The organism is Pontibacter roseus DSM 17521 (genome assembly GCF_000373265.1).
GTDB lineage: Bacteria > Bacteroidota > Bacteroidia > Cytophagales > Hymenobacteraceae > Pontibacter > Pontibacter roseus.
Map to the genome: position 1 here is coordinate 335,562 of NZ_KB890762.1, position 17,076 is coordinate 352,637.

The window sequence follows — 17,076 nt, forward strand, 5'->3', positions numbered from 1 at the left end:
GTACAGGTGCCCCAGACGTTATCGGCCTCTGTGCTTTTGTCCGTTTTGCCTTGCATAGGAGGCGGATGAAGGAATCTGCTTGAAAACTTAACTTGAATGCCTGACACGACAACAAGCTCTTCTGAAGCAAGGGCGGCTGATATTTTTCGGGGTGGAGGAGAGATGGGGGCCTTGATGCAGGCCTATGATTGGGAAAAGCATCCACTCGGAGCGCCTTCTCAATGGCCGCAAAGCCTGCAGGCCAACATCCGACTCCTGCTCAACTCCCGCTTCCCGATGTTCATCTGGTGGTCTGGAGATTTCTACATGTTCCACAACGATGCCTACCTGCCCGCCCTTGGGAAGAAGCACCCAGCGGCCTTGGGTGCGAGTGCCCGCGACATGTGGGCTGAGATTTGGGACGAGGTAGGAGGTATAGCAGAGACGATTCTGCAGCAGGGTAATTCGTATTACGCTGAAAACCTGCTCCTATACCTGGAAAGGAAGGGCTACAACGAAGAGACCTACTGGACTTTTTCCTACAGTCCCGCCTTTGACGATGCAGGCAATGTGGCAGGAATGTTCTGCGCCTGCAGCGAGGTGACCGACAGTATGCTGGGTCAGAGACGTCTCAACACACTTCGGGAGACTTCTGATGCCATGACCCCAGTCTATACCTTGGACCAGGCATGCCAGCATACCTGTGACATACTGGCCAGGAACACTCAGGATATACCCTATTGCTTCATCTACCTGCTGAACGGAAGCGCCACCGAAGCAAGACTTGCCGGTAAGGCTGGTTCTGTAGCAGGAGCTGCCATACCTGATGCGCTAAACCTAAGCGATTTGTCCGCTTCGGCTGATTCTCCTTTCGCGGAGGCTATCCGGAGACGGGAGCCTGTCGTGGTCGATGACTCCAGCAGCAACACATCCCTTGAGCCACATGCCTTTTTCAGGGACTTGCCTGGAAGGACCGTGATTCTGCCAGTACATCGGCCTGACCACCAACAGATAATCGGTTTCTTTGTGGCAGGCATAAGCTCCAAGCTCGACTATACCGCTGATTACCAGAATTTCCATAGACTCATCACCGGCCAGATAGCCACCTCCATCATCAGCATACAGGCGCGCGAGGCGGTTATGAAGCAACAGGAAACCCTGCACGAGATGTTCCAGCAGGCACCTGTTGGTATCACCATTCTGCGGGGCCCTGACCACATCATTGATTTGGCCAACCCGGGCGTATGTGAGATTTGGGGCCGCCGGCAGGAGGACATCATTGGAAGACCTGTTTTAGAAGCCTTGCCTGAAGTCGCGAATCAGGGAGTAAAGCAATTACTCGACGATGTATTTTACACAGGTATACCGTTTGTAGCCAATGAACTTCCTTTTGAGTTTATGCGCAACGGAAAATCTGATACTGTATACCTGAACTTTGTGTACCAACCGGTGCGCGATGCCCATGGCGCCATTACGGGCATCATCGCCGTTGCCATCGATATCAACGAGCAGGTGGCGGCGCGGCGGGAAATAGAGACCATGAACAAAGAGCTCATGGCCATCAACGCCGACCTGGACAATTTTGTATATTCGGCCTCACATGACTTGAAGGCGCCTATCTCCAACATTGAAGGGCTGATGCACGCCCTGCTGGACTTTTTACCGAACGAGACACTGGAAAACCCTACTGTACAGCGTCTCACGCAGATGATTCACAGCTCCATTTTACGCTTCAAAAGGGCGCTGACTGACCTGACGGAGGTAGCCAAGATTCAGCGGGAGGCGGGAGACGACGTTTACATGATTAATCTGTCTGACGCCGTGTCAGAAGTCTTGCTGGACTTTGAATCTGTTATTCAAAACGGTGCCGCCATAATAGAGCTAGATATGGAAGAGGACCTTGCCCTGCAATACTCTGCCAAAAACCTCCGGAGCATCGTCTACAACCTGGTGAGCAACGCCCTTAAATACCACAAGCCCAACCAACCCCCCCGTCTCCACATTTCCACTACGTCGGGCACAGATTATATCACTTTGAGCGTCCGGGACGAGGGCCTCGGGATGAACCTGGCGGATGAGTCCAAGATTTTCTCCATGTTCAAGCGTCTGCACGACCATGTGGAGGGTTCAGGTATAGGCCTGTATATTGTGAAGCGGATTGTGGAGAATGCCGGCGGGAAAATAGAAGTGGAGAGCCAACCAGGCGAGGGGGCCACTTTCAGAATTTTTTTCAAACGATAAATACAGACAGTAACGGGAGTGGGAACACACCCGTTTTGCTGCCAATAGAACTATGAATACGAACCTCAACTCCATATTGCTTATTGACGATGACCAAGCCTCCAACTTCATCAATGAGCTGCTGATTCAGAAAGCGAACATCACACAGAACCTGCTGATAGCCCGCAACGGAAAGGAAGCGATAGACATCATACAGGAACGTTGCCTGGAGCCGGAAGGTACGCCTGCCAACATGCCCAACCTGATTCTGCTAGACATCAACATGCCCGTAATGGATGGGTTTGGGTTTTTAGAGGCTTTTGAGAATATGGACTGTCCTTCTAAAGAGTCAGCTATGATAGCGGTACTTACCACTTCGCTGAACCCTAGGGATGAGGAGCGTGTGAAGGCAGCCGGTATACGGCATTTTCTGAACAAGCCACTGACCAAGGCAGTGTTGGAGCAGCTCATTTCCGTGCGTTTCGGGCAAGGCGAGAGAACGGCATAAAAAAAAGAAGGCTCCTGATGAGGGAGCCTTCTTTATATTGAAAGGTCATTTAATAAAAAATAAACTTTTCAACTTTTAGCCATTCATTTATACGGAGTGAGTTCAGGATAGGTTGTTATTCCTTCAAAAATATTTTAAGTTTTTTCGAGATACGAATGCAAGGGGAGTATACGATTCTGGAAGATAATTGAATTCAGTCTTTGACTGGTTCCGCATGAAGCTCCTGAGAAAGGTGAGTTGCAAGTTAGGCTGGCACGTTTTTTCAGAGTAGTTTCTTCGCCTTCCAATAGTATAGCGGGCGGTAATTTCTACTGTGCGTTTTCAGGTATAGCCTGCGGGCTTGAGTAGCTTGACAAACACATCCTCTGTTACTCCGTTAAAGGAATGGTGTGTTTGGCGATACGAACGGCCTATAGGTCAAGCTGCTTCGTAAAGTATAATATAAATATATACTATTATATGCATCCTGAACGTTGTCAGTTACGTTTAGGATCATCTAAGACAGTACAATTTTTGTGATGCGTGATGAAGGCTGCTGCTGCATCAGGTCCCTTTCTGTCATAATACGGCCTTGACGCAAGCACCACAACCTTTAACATGTTTCCAATTAATGCCTAAAGCAAACAAAACCAAAGTGCATGCTTCCAAAAAAATCAGTAAGTAGCCTGTACGCGCTGTTTCTCGGCGTGTCGCTGGTGCTGTCAGGCTGCTACACCAAACAAAATGGTGAGGACGCAACAGAAACTGAGACCGCTACCGCTCCGCAGGAAAACAAGCCCGAGCAACCCAATAACCAACCTGAAGCAGAGGCCAGCCCTGCCACCGCCAACGTGAACGTATACCTGGAGGTCTCCAATGGCATGAAAGGCTTCATGCCTCCCTCGGTGGCCGGCAAGGAAGCCACACAGTTCCAGAGCAAGATGAACAGGCTGATATCGGAGGTGCAGGACGGACGCTACGTGGACCAGAAGGCCTTTTTCCTGGCCAAAGAAGACGCACAGGGCAGACCGGTGCTCGACAGCGTGTCCTACAATACCATGAAGAGCTACATCGTGAGCGGTATCAAGGACGATGTGCGCGGCACACCGCTACCCGACATGTTGCGCGCGGCGCTGCAGCAGTCTATAGAGCACGATGCAGTGAGCGTCATCATCTCGGATTTCATCCATGGACCCAGCGACCAGGGGCAGTTTCTGTCACTGGATTCTGACATCCGAAGCGCGCTGCGCGAGGCAGAACACAGGGGGCTCGTCGTGGCCGTTCTGGGTGACGTATCTGCCTTCCATGGCACCTACCACCCAGCCGTGAAAAAGCCGGAGGTGCGCAGGACACTGAAAGGGGAGCAGATTCCGTTCTATACCTGGGTGATTGGCAAACAGGAGGAGGTGCAGGTGGTCATCAACAAAGTGTTCCGCGACCTACCGGCACAGCAGGCATTTTTCGGGTTTGAGTACAAGAGCATACCTTATTCGGCTTTACTGAAGACGGGCAATTTCAAGCCAGTCGGCATCGTTTACTGCAGCAGCCGCACCGCTGACCCGTGCACCTCCGTCAACCTGCAGCCTCAGCCCAAGGAGCCCGTGGAGTTCACCGTGGGGCTGGACCTGAGCTCACTGCCGGCGAGCATGCAGCAGCCCAAGTATCTGAAGCAGCACCTGCAGGTGGTGGGCAATGGCTGCCGGGCTTCCATGGTATCGGTGACGGCGGCCGACGAAGGTATAAAAGCCACTCCGGACCTGGCCAGGTATACCCACTTTGTGCGGGTGCAGGTGCCGCAGCTGACAGCCAACACCGGTTCGGTGTACATTCAGATGCCACACGTATACCCCGCCTGGGTGAAAAACTGGACGACGGAGAATGACAACAACCCCGTGGCGGAGCCAGGCAGGACGTACCAGCTGACGAAGATAATGGATGGCGTACAAGCCTTATACAGAGACCAAAGCGATAATATTTTCAGTGTATCCATGCAATTTAACAAAGCAGACTAAATCCATATGATTCAGAAGTTCTTCTCGGGGCTGTATGAGCTCTTCCTGGGCCGGCCTATACCTGCCAACTTCACCAACGACTACCGCGAAGTGGTATTCCCCAACACAGGCCTACAGCTTTTCCTTATCACCCTCGCCATCGTGCTCCTGTACTACTATGTGCTCAACCGCATCATGAGTACCGGGCTTTACAAGACACAGCACTGGGTGATGTTCTTAATCCTGAATGCCATCATCGCTTTTGCTATACCTATCATCCAGGTCAACAGCAACGGCATCGAGACACATTCCTATACCTACATGTTCGCTTTCGTGAACACGATTTACAGCCTGATACTTTTCTTTCTTTTCTCCATTCTATTCAAGAGGGGTTCCGTGCAGGCATGGACGACCCCTATGAAATGGCCTAACAAAAAATAACAATGGCAAAGCTTTTTGTATTTGGAATAGGGGGCACAGGCTCCCGAGTCATCCGTTCGCTGGTCATGCTGATGGCGGCGGGTGTCAAAATAGAAAACTGCGACAAGATAGTACCCATCATCATTGACCCGGACACGCAGAACGGCGACATGAACCGTACGGTGGAGTTGCTCAAGACTTACAAGCACATCCACGACTCGCTTGGCCGCCGGGAGGAAGGCTTCTTCCATACTGACATCAGCACGCTGTCAAGCATAGCCGGTGACGGTACTTCCAAAATCCGTGACAGTTTCGTGTATGATTTCGGGGGCATCAACAAGCCTTTCAAAGACCACGTGGGCTACAACCAGCTGGATGTGGAGAGTCAGGCGCTGATAGATTTGCTCTTCACGCCGGAGAACCTCAACAACAGCCTGGACGTGGGCTTCCGCGGCAGCCCGAACGTGGGCAGCGTGGTGCTGAACGAGATTATCGACTCGCCTGAGATGCGCTTTTTCGCTTCCAACTTCCAGGCCGGTGACCGCATCTTCTTTGTGAGTTCCATCTTCGGGGGTACGGGCGCCGCCGGTTTCCCGCTGCTGCTCAAAAACTTCAAAGACGCGCGCACCAGCCTGCCCAACGCCGCCAGCCTGAACACCGCCCTGACCGGCGCCATGGTGGTGCTTCCTTACTTCTCGCTGGAACAGCCCGCAGCAGGCGTGGAGGCCGATTTCATCGACTCGAACACCTTCACCACCAAAGCCAAGGACGCGCTGTCGTACTATCAGAACCACCTGAACGGGGTAAACGCCGTGTATTATATGGGCGACACGCCGGACAAACCGATGGAGAATAACCCAGGACGTGCCAGTCAGAAAAACGATGCCCACTTAGTAGAATTGTTGAGCGCATTGGCCATAGTGGACTTCATGGACTACTCAGACAATGAGTTGGAAGGCAATGAGGTATACCATGAGTATGGGCTACGCGAGGATGTGAGCAATGTGCAGTTCTCCCACCTGGACAGCGAGACCCGCGACCGCATTGCCAAGCAGCTCATCCGCTTCCACTACTTCGAACGCTATTACTCTTCCCATATGCCGGATGATGCACAGGCGGCCTATGCCAAAGGGGTGGATTTAACGAGTGCCCTCCGCAACGACCAGACTTTCAAGGAGCTGAACAAATTTCTGACGCACCCGGAGTTTGGCTACCAGGCCTGGCTACGCGAGCTGAGCCGCAAAGAGAGAACCTTCGCCGCGCTCAACCTGAACGAGACCGATTTCAACCGCATGGTGTCGGACAAGCAGATTGAGACGGGTTTCCTGAACAAGGGGATTCACCAGGGCTCCTTCGTGAAAGAGCTCAACCGCGCCTCCGAGTCCATCAGCGAGCGCAACGCGTTTAAAGCTACCATCAGCGCCTTCGAAACCGCCACAGACAGATTGGTGGAAGAAAAGCTGAAGTATAGCTAGTGGAAATTATCCCCTTGAGGGGAGCACAGGGTGCTATAGGCGATTGAAGAAGCTGCAGCTTGTAGCCAGCCGATGTAAACCCTCTGTAGCCTTCTTAAAGTAACAATCTGGTTCATCTTTCAAATCAAGTTACATGCAGGTTTGAAGGCATAAAATATTGAGAGTCTGATGACTCGGTACAATACTCTAAATAATCAAACGAAAACATGCCGAAAGTACTTCGTCTTCATAAAACAGGTTCAAACGTGGAAGGCTGGGCCAAAACCAGCCAAATCACGAGTACTGAAATCAAGGATATCACCGATGGGTCAGGTGGAAGAGCGCTGAAGATAAACGCCTCCATACCTACGCCCTTTGCCCGCATGCATCTCTTCGAGACTGCCTTCGACTTTGTGAAGCGCGGTGTGGGAGGCTCAGGCACCAACACCATCTACCACCGGTTTGTGACACACTTCTGGGATTTATGGGAATTACTCTACAACTACCAGAGCTACGCACAGGCGGGCAACAAAATCATCATCCGCCGTTGGAACAAGCACCAGCAGCTGAACGCCATGCAGTCCAACCCGAACACCAACCTGCTGGGCCGCACGCTGGAGCTGTTCATGAACGACAGCCGTTTCCAGGGTGTGGAGGATATCTTCCTGATTTTCTTCGAATCGACCAACAGCCGCGGTGAGCGCCAGATGCAACTCATCGGGGGCACCTCGCCGCTGACGTTCCTTTTCGTGGCGCCGAACGTGCAGCCACTGGGCATCAACCGTGCTCAAAACATCGGCACTTACTTCGACCACAACTATGTGGGGCTGGAAGCGCGGGAGCGTGACTTCCGGGAGTATGTACACAAGCTGTTCGTGTCGAACCCGGCCATGATTCAGGCTTTTCCGGCGGTGTACAACTCACTGGACGAGAACCTGCTGCGCAACATCAACATGGCAGGTGCGGTAGGGCAGGGGGCCATCGCTTCGGAGTATCTGCAACTCGTGGATTTCCAGCAGAACCCAGTACACGTAGGCCATATCAACTTCCTGGTGAAGAAGGACCAGACTGCCGTGACGAGCAGCGATTTGTTCATACGTCCGACCCATACCGGCTTCTCCGGCGAGCGGCCAATTGTGCTGAAGCCCGACTTGCGCCTGGCCCCGAACATCAAGTATGTAAACAACTTGGCCTGGCCGGTGAACACTGTGGTAGGCTATTCAGATGAGAAGCCACTGGAGAACCGCTCCTTGCCGGGTGTGGGTTTCAACTACCCATACCTGACCATAAACGACCTGCTGCACGAGACGCTGGTGCAGGTGCCCTACGAGGTGAACACCGATCGCTTCTACAGCGGCACCGTGGTATACCAGCCAGGCGTGACGGAAAAATCTTTCAATTACCTGCTGCCGGTGACCAGCCTGTATTTCAACTACTTTTCACCACAGGATTTGGCCAACCACCTGACTTTTCACATCGACGTGAACCATGTGCGGGTAACGTTGCGGGTGCCGACCGAGAAGGGCGACGTGGTATACGAGCGCAGCTATTACGACAATCCGCTTAATTCCAAAGACGCGCACGGCAATGTGATTCCGGAGAAAGGCCACATTCTGAAATCTAAAATCGGATTGGGTGTTTTCCCTTTCTTCAAATTCGTGGATGCGCCGCAGTATAACGACTTCTTCAAGGTGATGCTGGTGGACGAGGACATTGACCCGCTGTTGGTGAACCGCAACCACTCGCTTAGCTTCTTTGCTGGCGGCAAGCAGCTGGAAGCAGGAGGAGGCATTATCTCGGCCACGGCCCACAGACGCACCAAGAAGAGCAACAGCAGCGCCGGCAGTACCTATTACGAAATCCGGGGCACGCACTTCGACTTCGCCGAGTTTATCCATGCCGGAGTCGACTTTACAGGCAAGGCGCTTATCGTTCCCAAGTTCCAGGAGCTGCAGCAAGGTATACACAACTTCACCTTCGCCATTGACTTCGGTACGTCCAACACGCACATTGCCTATACCTCTGGTCCAAACCAGGCGCCGCGCGAGTTCAACATCACAAGCAACGACCAGCAACTGGTGATGCTCAACAAGCCGTCCGATGACCCGGCTCTTACGGATTACCAGCGTTTCCACAAGCGCGGTTTCGGTCGCTTGTTTGCGGTGGAGTCTTTGCTCAAGCGGGAGTTCATCCCATTGATTATTGGCTCGGGCGGCTCGCTATACAACTTCCCAACACGTACGGCCACCTGCGAGTCTATCGACTTCGAGAACCAGATTACGAACCTGTTCGGCAACATCAACATCGGTTTCTCCATCAATACCGAAGGTACGCACCAGGACCAGTACAAGCAGACCTACCATACCGACCTGAAGTGGAGCGAGACGCTGACCAACACCGGCAAGCGCCGCATCGAGGCCTTCTTCACCGAAATTATGCTGCTCATCCGCAACAAGGTGGCACTGAACAACGGCAACGTGGCTGCCACCAAAATCGTGTGGTTCGCCCCGCTGAGCTTCGATGAGTATTCCCGTAACATGTTCCAGAACGTGTGGGACGGTGTGTACAACAACGTTTTCAAGAACGGACGCACCACCGTGTGCATCACCGAATCGGTGGCGCCTTTCTACTTCCTGTCCCGTACCGGAGCCGTGGTTCCAAGCCAGGACGAGAACTTGATAAATGTGGACATAGGCGGCGGCACCACCGACGTGCTGCTGTTCACCAACCGCAAGCCTTCTCACAGCTCCTCGTTACGCTTCGCCGGCAATGACCTCTGGGGTGATGGCTTCGCCACAGTGAAGACGAGCAAAGACAACGGCCTGCTACAGTATGGCGTGGACCACGTGCTGCGTATACCTCTGACAGAGGAAGGACGTGAATACCGCAAGTTCCTGGAGACGGCACTGGACAACCCAGACTTCAATTCTGCCGACATCAGCAGCTTGCTCTTTAACTATGACAAGGAACTCAGTTACAGCCAGCAGTTGCTGCAGGCACGCCAACTCCGACTCATGTTCTACCTACACTTCGGTTCGCTCATGTACCACCTGGCGCAGCTGGTGCAGCAGCTCGACGTGAAGGTGCCGCGCTATATTTCCTTCAGCGGTCGTGGAAGCTTGTACATCCGCTTGCTGAGCGCTGGCAACAACCTGTCCAACGTGGAGCGCTATGCCAAGGCGATATTCCAGAAAGTGACGGGACAGGAGCCGCCGGCCAACTTCAAACTGGTGCTGGTGGACAATCCGAAGCAGGTGACGGCTAATGGTGGCGCTATGGCGCTGGAAGGAGCCGACCTTAACGACCTGACTAACATACCAATTATGCGCCCAACTGGCTCGGCCAACCTGGAGCAAGCTCTCACACCTGTGACCAAAACGCAGATTGATGGCGGGCTACGCCAGGAAGTGCTGGACAACGTGATGGCCTGCCTGGAAATGCTGCTCGATGACCCGGATGTATCGCCGCTCATGCGCTCCATGGGTGTGGAGGTGGACCCAATGCGGGTACTGGAGTTCATGCGGATGAACCTGCAGGACAGCTATACCATGATACTGGAGGATACCGTACGGGGCCTCACAGACCGGGAGCCGCTGCACGAGACCATGTTCTTCATGCCGCTCAAGCAGTCGTTATACCTGCTCTCCAAGGAGTTGTACCGGCATCAATCGCAGGTGACAGCGCTATCTTAAGGTATGGCCCAACAACCTTGACTGAAATCAGCACCCTTGTTCTTCCAAAGTGGCAGGGCAAGGGTGCCTCAGTATTTTTCAGTTTTCAATAATTTACAGCATATCTTTACCATTGAAAAACAACATCGACAAACTATGGATTATGTAGCAATCATTATAAGCATCCTTGCCATGGTGGGAGCAGGTTTCGCCTTCCTTAGAGCCAGCAGTTCGCACCGCATTCTCACCAAGCGGATTGAGAAGCTGAAAGACAACAACGCCTACCTGGAAGAGAGGCTCAGAAGGGTGGAAGGCTCCGGCAACCGTGGCAAGAAGAACGTGGAAGAAGTGGGCGAAACGGTGGGACGCAGAAGCCAACCGAGACAGGAGCGCCAAGAGCAGCAACAGGAGCAGCGCAACGAGCCAAGGCAAAAACAACGTGACCGTCAGGAACGCCAACCACAGGACAGGCAGCCACAGCAAGAGCGCCAGCAGCAGGAAAGGCAACCGCAGGAGCGACCAGAAAGACGCGAGCGACCAGAACGCCAGGAGCGACAGCCACGCCAGGAGCGTCAGCCGCAGCAACAGCAACAGCAGGATGAAGACCAGCCTGGCCAGTCCAGGAGAAGAAGAAACGAGAACAGGAGACGCAACGAACCCATGGACAGAACACCCAGAGAAGAATCATCAAATGAGGAGCCACAGTTTACAGGCTCAGGTCCCATCAATCTGGAAGTGGCAGGCGGCGACTTGCTAGCCGAACTGGAGCAGGCGGCAGCCAATCAGCCTACCCCAATGGAGGAGGTTGTGCAATCCGGCAAGAAGTACGCCATCATTCCGGAAGACGGTGTGATACGGCAATACCAGCTTCAGCAGCAGCCTGATTCCGACAGCTACATTGAAGTGGATGTGCCGGCAGAGGGTGGCAGCAGGACCCACTACCGTTTCAACCTGGCAGGTAACCATGCCTTCGTCATTTCACAAGGTATAGACCGGCTGGAGAATGCCTTCTCTTTTGAAAAGCCTTCCAACCGCATGGTGAGCCAGGTGGTGCAGCAGGGAGACGGCATCCTTTCCAGAGTGGGCAACGGTTGGAAGATAGAAGAAAAGGCACGCATAGATTTCAGATAAAATCCTGGAGCGACTTCAGGTATAGCAATAGCGCCACAGCAGGGTGGTGAAGGAAAAGGAAGCACATGGGAGGAATATTTGTTTTTGAAGCGGTACTGATACTGGCTATTCTGGGTTACCAACTGTACGTGTACAGGGGCACGCGGAGCCGAATCAGGAGCATTGAGCAGCTGTTTCCTTCCGAAAGCCAACTTTCCCTGCGCGAGCATGTGCTGGACCAGCCGGCAGCCGCGGCCGGGGCAGGCAAAACCGTGGACCAACTGCGGGCAGCGTTCCTGGACGGACAGCCTTTCCGGGAGTACACACTTTCCAACCCGGTGGTGAAACGCATCGTGGCCAAGCACAATGATGTGCTGCAGGTGGAGGCGAAAGGCGGCCCGGTGCCCAGCTATACCTTGCCGCTTGAAAAATTTGAGAAGCTGCTGAGCGCCGGAAACCTGCACTTGGTATCTGGTGACCCAGAGGCGCTGGTGACGACTGCCGCAACGGGCGGCAAAGGTACCGGCACCACCGACCTGATTGAGGTGCAGCAGCCATCGGAGACATTCACCAAGATTGTCAAGAGCACCAACCAATACTTGCGGCGCAACAAAGGCGCCGCGGCTGATTTCGAGATTCTGAAGGATGTGGCCGAGCGCCACTCCGATGCACTGGATGACGAGGTGCAGTCAACCGTTGCCACGCCACTTTATATTGGTTTGCTAGGTACCTTCTCGGGCGTTATCATCGGCCTTTCCAGTCTGGTGTTCACAGGTATGGTGACGGCTGATGCGGGTGAGGCGGGTGCCGCTGGTTCTTCCTTCATCACCGACCAAAACATCCCGAGCTTTTTGTTCGGAGTGCTGATTGCCATGGCGGGGAGCTTTTTTGGTTTGCTGCTCACCTTGCTCGGCAACCATTACCTCAAGAACGCCCGCAGCATACGCGACAAACATCAGAACGAGTACTATACCTTCCTGCAGACCAACCTGCTGCCCAAGCTCAACTCCGACATGGCCGCCAGTCTGGGTAATCTCAAGTCGGTGCTCGATTCTTTCAACAAAGATTTCCTGGACAAGGTACTGGGCTTCCGACCCATCGTGGATTCGCTCTCCGAAAACATCCGCATCCAAAAGGAGTTTATCCAGAAGCTGGACGAGATTGGGTTCACGCAGATGGCCAACGCCAACCTGCAGGTGTTTGACAAGCTGAAGGAGAGCGAACAGCTGTTCCAGAACTTCCTGCAGTACCAGGTGGCGCTGAACGAGTCGGTGCAGAAAGGTGGGGAGCTCACAGAGAACATTGGGCAGGTGCTCAGCCGCCTGACGTCGCTGCAGCAGGGCTTCGACCAGGTGCCGGGCTACCTGCAGAAACACGACGAGTCCATACAGCGTCAAATCAACTTCTTTGGTCGCCACGAAGAAGACCTTAACACCATCGCTGCACGCGTGGAGCAGTACTTCGACAAGGCGGCTCTCAAACTCACCGATTTGATGGAGGCACGCCTGCAGCACCAGGAGCGTGACGCACAGAACGCCTACGAGAAATGGCAGGAACATTTTACAAGGCTCAACGAGGACAATGTGTACGAGCGCATACTCGACTACATGCGGCCTTTCGAGACCCTGAACCAGCAGCAGGACAGGCTTAACCTACAGCAGCAACAGCTGACAGGGGAGATAAAACAAACGAATGAGCGTCTATTGCAGAAGATGGAGACCGATGCACAGGTACAGCAGCAGCTTCTCCGACAGCTGCACCAGCTGAACGTGCAATTGGCCAAAGCAGCTGAACCAGGACCACTGAAAGCCGCCTTCGGTAGGATTTTCGGGAGCGGACAGAACAGCAGGAGGTAGTTGCCATGAGCAAGGAGAACAGGGACTTTTTCTGGCCCAGTTATGTCGACTTGATGACCGTGCTTTTCCTGGTCATGCTCGTACTGTTTGTCTTGAGCTTTAAGATGTTCCAGGACAAGGCACTGGAAAACCAGAGTACACTGGCCCGTCTGGAGGTGGAACTGGAAGAGAAGAAGAAGCTGGATGAGATAAAGTCAGCATTGGCCCGGTTAGATGAGCGTTACTTTCAGTACAACGAACGGCACAAACGCCATGAGCTGCTGGTGGATGTGCTCTTTGCGCAAAGCAGTTCCGTGATTCCCCAGCGCTCGCTTGCACCACTCCGCCGCGCCGGCGAGAACCTGAGCCAAGTCATCAACTCCATTGACGACGATGAGGTGAAATACCTGATTGTGATTGACGGCCGGGCCGCTAGCTACCCTAAAGGGGACCCGCGCAACATCACCGAACGAGAATACGCTTTGGAGCTAAGTTACAAAAGAGCCGTGGCGCTGATGAAGTTCTGGCAAAGCTCCGGCATCAAATTCCCGCGGGACAGAATCGAACTGGTGGCAGCGGGAAGTGGCTTTGAAGGAGCCGGCCGCACAGGTGACATCCGGGACCGGCGATTTGTTATCCAGATTTTGCCCAAGGTCGGGACTTTGGGGGATTGAACGGTAAACCGCTTGGTAACAGGTATAGCCACACACAAAAGAGCAGGCCAAAGCCTGCTCTTTTGTGTGTAATCTTTATGGAAATTTCTAACTAGCGGTTATCGTCCTTATCCTTGTCTTTATCTACGTCAACGGTCTTCGTTCTTGTGGTAGTGTCATACTCTACAACCGTCTCCGTCACTTCGTACTCAGTGGCTACCGAATCGCGTTCTACAACAGTTCCTTCGCCCTCTGTTGTGTTAGAGCTGTCTGTTGTTCTTTCACAGGCCATCATACCTGCTGTTGCCAGTACAAATGCGCCAGTATACAATATCTTTTTCATGGTTTTATGGTTTCGTTCTACAATGGGTACAATATGGAGTGCAATAGCATCCATGCTATACCTCCATTTAATACGAATTGGAAACGGTAATGGGTACAGATTTGACTATATAGTTTTTCTACCGGGTTGGAAATGTACAAATAGGTATACTGGCTATACCGGATACCAATAAACCTGCGTGCACAAATAAGGAGCAGGTATGCACCTCAATAAGTTACAATGGTTTGCGCTTGATGCCTCTGGTAGGAGGAGCAGAAAGAGGGTCTTCTGGCCAATGGTGCTTGGGATAGCGGCCGCGCAAATCTTTTCTTACTTCAAAATAGCCGTTGCTCCAGAAACTGCGCAAGTCCCGAGTGACCTGCACCGGGCGCGAAGCAGGGGAGAGCAGGTGCAGGAGCAGCGGCACCTTGCCACCACCGATGCGGGGCGTGTCCAGCAGCCCGAATACTTCCTGCAGCCGCACAGCCAGCACAGGACTGGCCGCATCCGAGTAATCCAGAGGTATACGGGAGCCACTAGGCACGTTTAGATGAGTTGGCGCCAGTCTGTCCATTTCCTGCTGCTGCTCCCACGATAAGCCGGATAGCAGAATCTGCTCGAAATCCAGTCGGGCTACTTGGTCCATAGACCGAAGCCCGTTCAAGTGAGGGAGCAACCATTCTTCCAGGCTTTCTGACAGGGCCACCTCTGATACATCGGGCCATACTGCTGGTTCCAGCAGGTGCAGGAACTCCAGTCGCTGCCTCATTTTGATTGCCTCACTTGACCAGGGTAGGCGGCTGATTCCTTTTTCCTGCAAGGCACCTAATAAGGCCCTCGCCACCTGCTCTGAGTCAGGGTTGGCCAATGGCTTTTCCTCCAACACAAGCGCACCAATCTTAACCAGGCGGCGCGCTAAGACACGCTCTTTTGCTGCATCCCATTTTACTTCCTGGCTCTCTTCCAGCTGCTCCGCGAAATGCTCCAGCAGCTCATCTGCAGAAAGGGGGGCTGCCACCAGCACACGCGGATGCTGACCTGCGTCCATATGGGCGATAGCATAGAATTCAGCCTCGCTGAATAATTCCGTTGGCAGACTGGCCCGCATGCCCGTAATAAGGCGCACTTTGCCCGATGACTCCCGCTGGGCCAGGCGGTCAGGGTAGGCTAGGGCGGTGAGTATACCCGCGTGGTCCGGATTGATTCTGCCTTTTGGCTCGCGCAGACGCTGCCGCAGGTGCTGAGCCTGTTCCTGCACACGGCGCAGGGCATTCTCATCTGTCACGAAACCAGGAGTATGGGGGCGCCGCCCGTACAGCATCTCCAGACGAAGCGGCAAATCAGGCAAAGGATTGCTTCCCGGTACCTGCAGTGGCTTCAGGATATCGCGCTCGGCCAGTAAAGCAGCCAGGGCACAGGCACTCTCCGCCATGCCTAATTCGCGCCCCCTCATGACCAGGTGGCCCAGGCGCGGCGTTAGACCGAGTGCGGCTAGTGCCTTACCATGTGGGGTGGCGTGACCGGTAGCATCCAGTGCATTGAGCCGCAGGAGCAGATCTCGTGCGAGGGACAGAGCCGCTGCAGGAGGGGTATCGAGCCACTGAAGCGAGGCGGCATCCTGTACTCCCCAAATGGCCAACTCCAGAGCCAGACCGCTTAAGTCAGCCTCCCAGATTTCTGGACTTTGCCGGTCGGGCAATTGGTTGTGGTCAGCTGTGGACCAAAGGCGGTAGCAGATGCCAGGCCCTAGACGGCCGGCGCGACCCCGACGTTGGTCTGCCGCCGCTTTCGAGACAGGTATAGTAGCCAAAGTAGTCAAGCCGGTGCGGGGAATAAACTTCGGAACACGGGAGAAGCCGCCATCCACCACTGTCTTGACGCCTTCTATGGTCAAACTGGTCTCGGCAATGCTAGTGGCTAACACTATTTTGCGTCTGCCGTTCGGGGCAGGTTGGATAGCCGCCACCTGTTTTGATAGGGCCAAATCGCCGTGAAGTAGATGCAGGTCTGTACCCAGTGGTAATTTGCCCTCCAGGTGCTGGGCCACTTTCCGCATCTCACCCATACCCGGCAAGAAAACCAGCACATCACCAGTGGCATTGTTGGCTGCCAAAGCCTGCCGGATGGCTTTTGGAACGAGATGGGTTAAGCGCTCGCCCGGACGTGTACCGGCTGCGGCGACTTCTGCGGGAGTCAGGTAATGGGTTTCAACGGGGTACTGGCGGCCCTCACTGCGGATGACCGGTGCCTGTAGCCAATTTCCGACGGTGGCGGCATTGAGGGTGGCGCTCATAACGAGCAGGCGCAGGTCGGGGCGCAACACCGCCTGAGCATCCAGGGCCAGGGCCAAACCCAAATCTGCCTGCAGGCTCCGCTCATGAAACTCATCGAACAGGACAGCGGCAATTCCCTCCAGAGCGGGATCTTCCTGAAGCAGGCGCGTAAGTATACCTTCCGTGACCACTTCGATGCGGGTTTTGGAGGAGACCACATGTTCCATCCGTATCCAGTAACCAACCGTTCCCCCGAGCGGCTCACCCAGCAAATCTGCCATACGCTGCGCAGCGGCACGCGTGGCCAACCGACGTGGCTCCAGCACCAGTATCTTGCCGTCCTGTCGCCAGTCCGCCTCCAGCAAGGCTAAGGGTACAAGAGTGGTCTTACCAGCACCCGGAGGAGCTTCCAACACTGCCCTGGAATTGGTAGACAGCGCTTGCAGCAGCCTCGGAATGGCTTCTTTGACGGGTAAATCAGGTAATCTGGAAAGCAGGTTAGGTATAGCCATAGAGCTGCAATTTCCGAAATTTTTCGGAGGAAATGGTGGGAGGAGTTTGGTAGTAGCTCTATACCTGTGTTGCCACTGTTATTGCCTACTTTTCCTGTCATTCCGACGCAAGGAGGAATCTGTTGCCACAGCCACTTCCGGTTCAAGCA

At 53.9% G+C, this 17,076-nt stretch carries 11 protein-coding genes; 9 read left to right on the top strand and 2 right to left on the bottom strand.

What is annotated here, in order from left to right; all coding sequences use genetic code 11:
* Positions 1-96: 96 nt before the first annotated feature.
* From B051_RS0107955 to B051_RS21050, 9 genes are all read left to right on the top strand, one after another.
* Entirely contained in the window at positions 97-2,220 is a 2,124-nt protein-coding gene (locus tag B051_RS0107955) for a sensor histidine kinase (protein WP_033316762.1), read from the top strand.
* 52 nt (positions 2,221-2,272) lie between these two features.
* A complete protein-coding gene (locus B051_RS0107960; RefSeq protein ID WP_018477665.1) occupies positions 2,273-2,707 on the top strand; it encodes a response regulator in 435 nt (144 codons plus the stop codon).
* A 638-nt stretch (positions 2,708-3,345) separates the two neighbouring features.
* The gene (locus B051_RS0107965; RefSeq protein WP_018477666.1) at positions 3,346-4,698 is read left to right on the top strand and encodes a hypothetical protein; all 1,353 of its coding nucleotides are present in this window, start codon (positions 3,346-3,348) and stop codon (positions 4,696-4,698) included.
* Between the two features lie 6 nt (positions 4,699-4,704).
* Positions 4,705-5,118, top strand: a complete 414-nt coding sequence (locus B051_RS0107970; RefSeq protein WP_018477667.1) for a hypothetical protein — start codon at positions 4,705-4,707, stop codon at positions 5,116-5,118.
* Positions 5,119-5,120: 2 nt separating this feature from the next.
* Positions 5,121-6,572, top strand: coding sequence for a hypothetical protein (locus B051_RS0107975; protein WP_018477668.1), 1,452 nt, complete (start codon positions 5,121-5,123; stop codon positions 6,570-6,572).
* A gap of 206 nt (positions 6,573-6,778) precedes the next feature.
* Positions 6,779-10,243 (top strand): cell division protein FtsA, encoded by a 3,465-nt coding sequence (locus B051_RS21045; protein ID WP_157578695.1) that lies wholly within the window; start codon positions 6,779-6,781, stop codon positions 10,241-10,243.
* A gap of 135 nt (positions 10,244-10,378) precedes the next feature.
* Positions 10,379-11,353, top strand: a complete 975-nt coding sequence (locus tag B051_RS0107985; RefSeq protein WP_018477670.1) for a hypothetical protein — start codon at positions 10,379-10,381, stop codon at positions 11,351-11,353.
* Between the two features lie 65 nt (positions 11,354-11,418).
* The gene (locus tag B051_RS0107990) at positions 11,419-13,188 is read left to right on the top strand and encodes a hypothetical protein (protein ID WP_018477671.1); all 1,770 of its coding nucleotides are present in this window, start codon (positions 11,419-11,421) and stop codon (positions 13,186-13,188) included.
* Between the two features lie 5 nt (positions 13,189-13,193).
* A complete protein-coding gene (locus tag B051_RS21050) occupies positions 13,194-13,841 on the top strand; it encodes an OmpA family protein (protein ID WP_018477672.1) in 648 nt (215 codons plus the stop codon).
* A gap of 91 nt (positions 13,842-13,932) precedes the next feature.
* Here the strand turns inward: B051_RS21050 and B051_RS0108000 are convergent, their stop codons facing one another.
* Both B051_RS0108000 and hrpB read right to left on the bottom strand, forming a co-directional pair.
* Positions 13,933-14,163, bottom strand: coding sequence for a hypothetical protein (locus B051_RS0108000; protein WP_245539599.1), 231 nt, complete (start codon positions 14,161-14,163; stop codon positions 13,933-13,935).
* Between the two features lie 214 nt (positions 14,164-14,377).
* A complete protein-coding gene (gene hrpB / locus B051_RS0108005) occupies positions 14,378-16,927 on the bottom strand; it encodes an ATP-dependent helicase HrpB (protein WP_033316763.1) in 2,550 nt (849 codons plus the stop codon).
* Positions 16,928-17,076 lie beyond the last annotated feature (149 nt).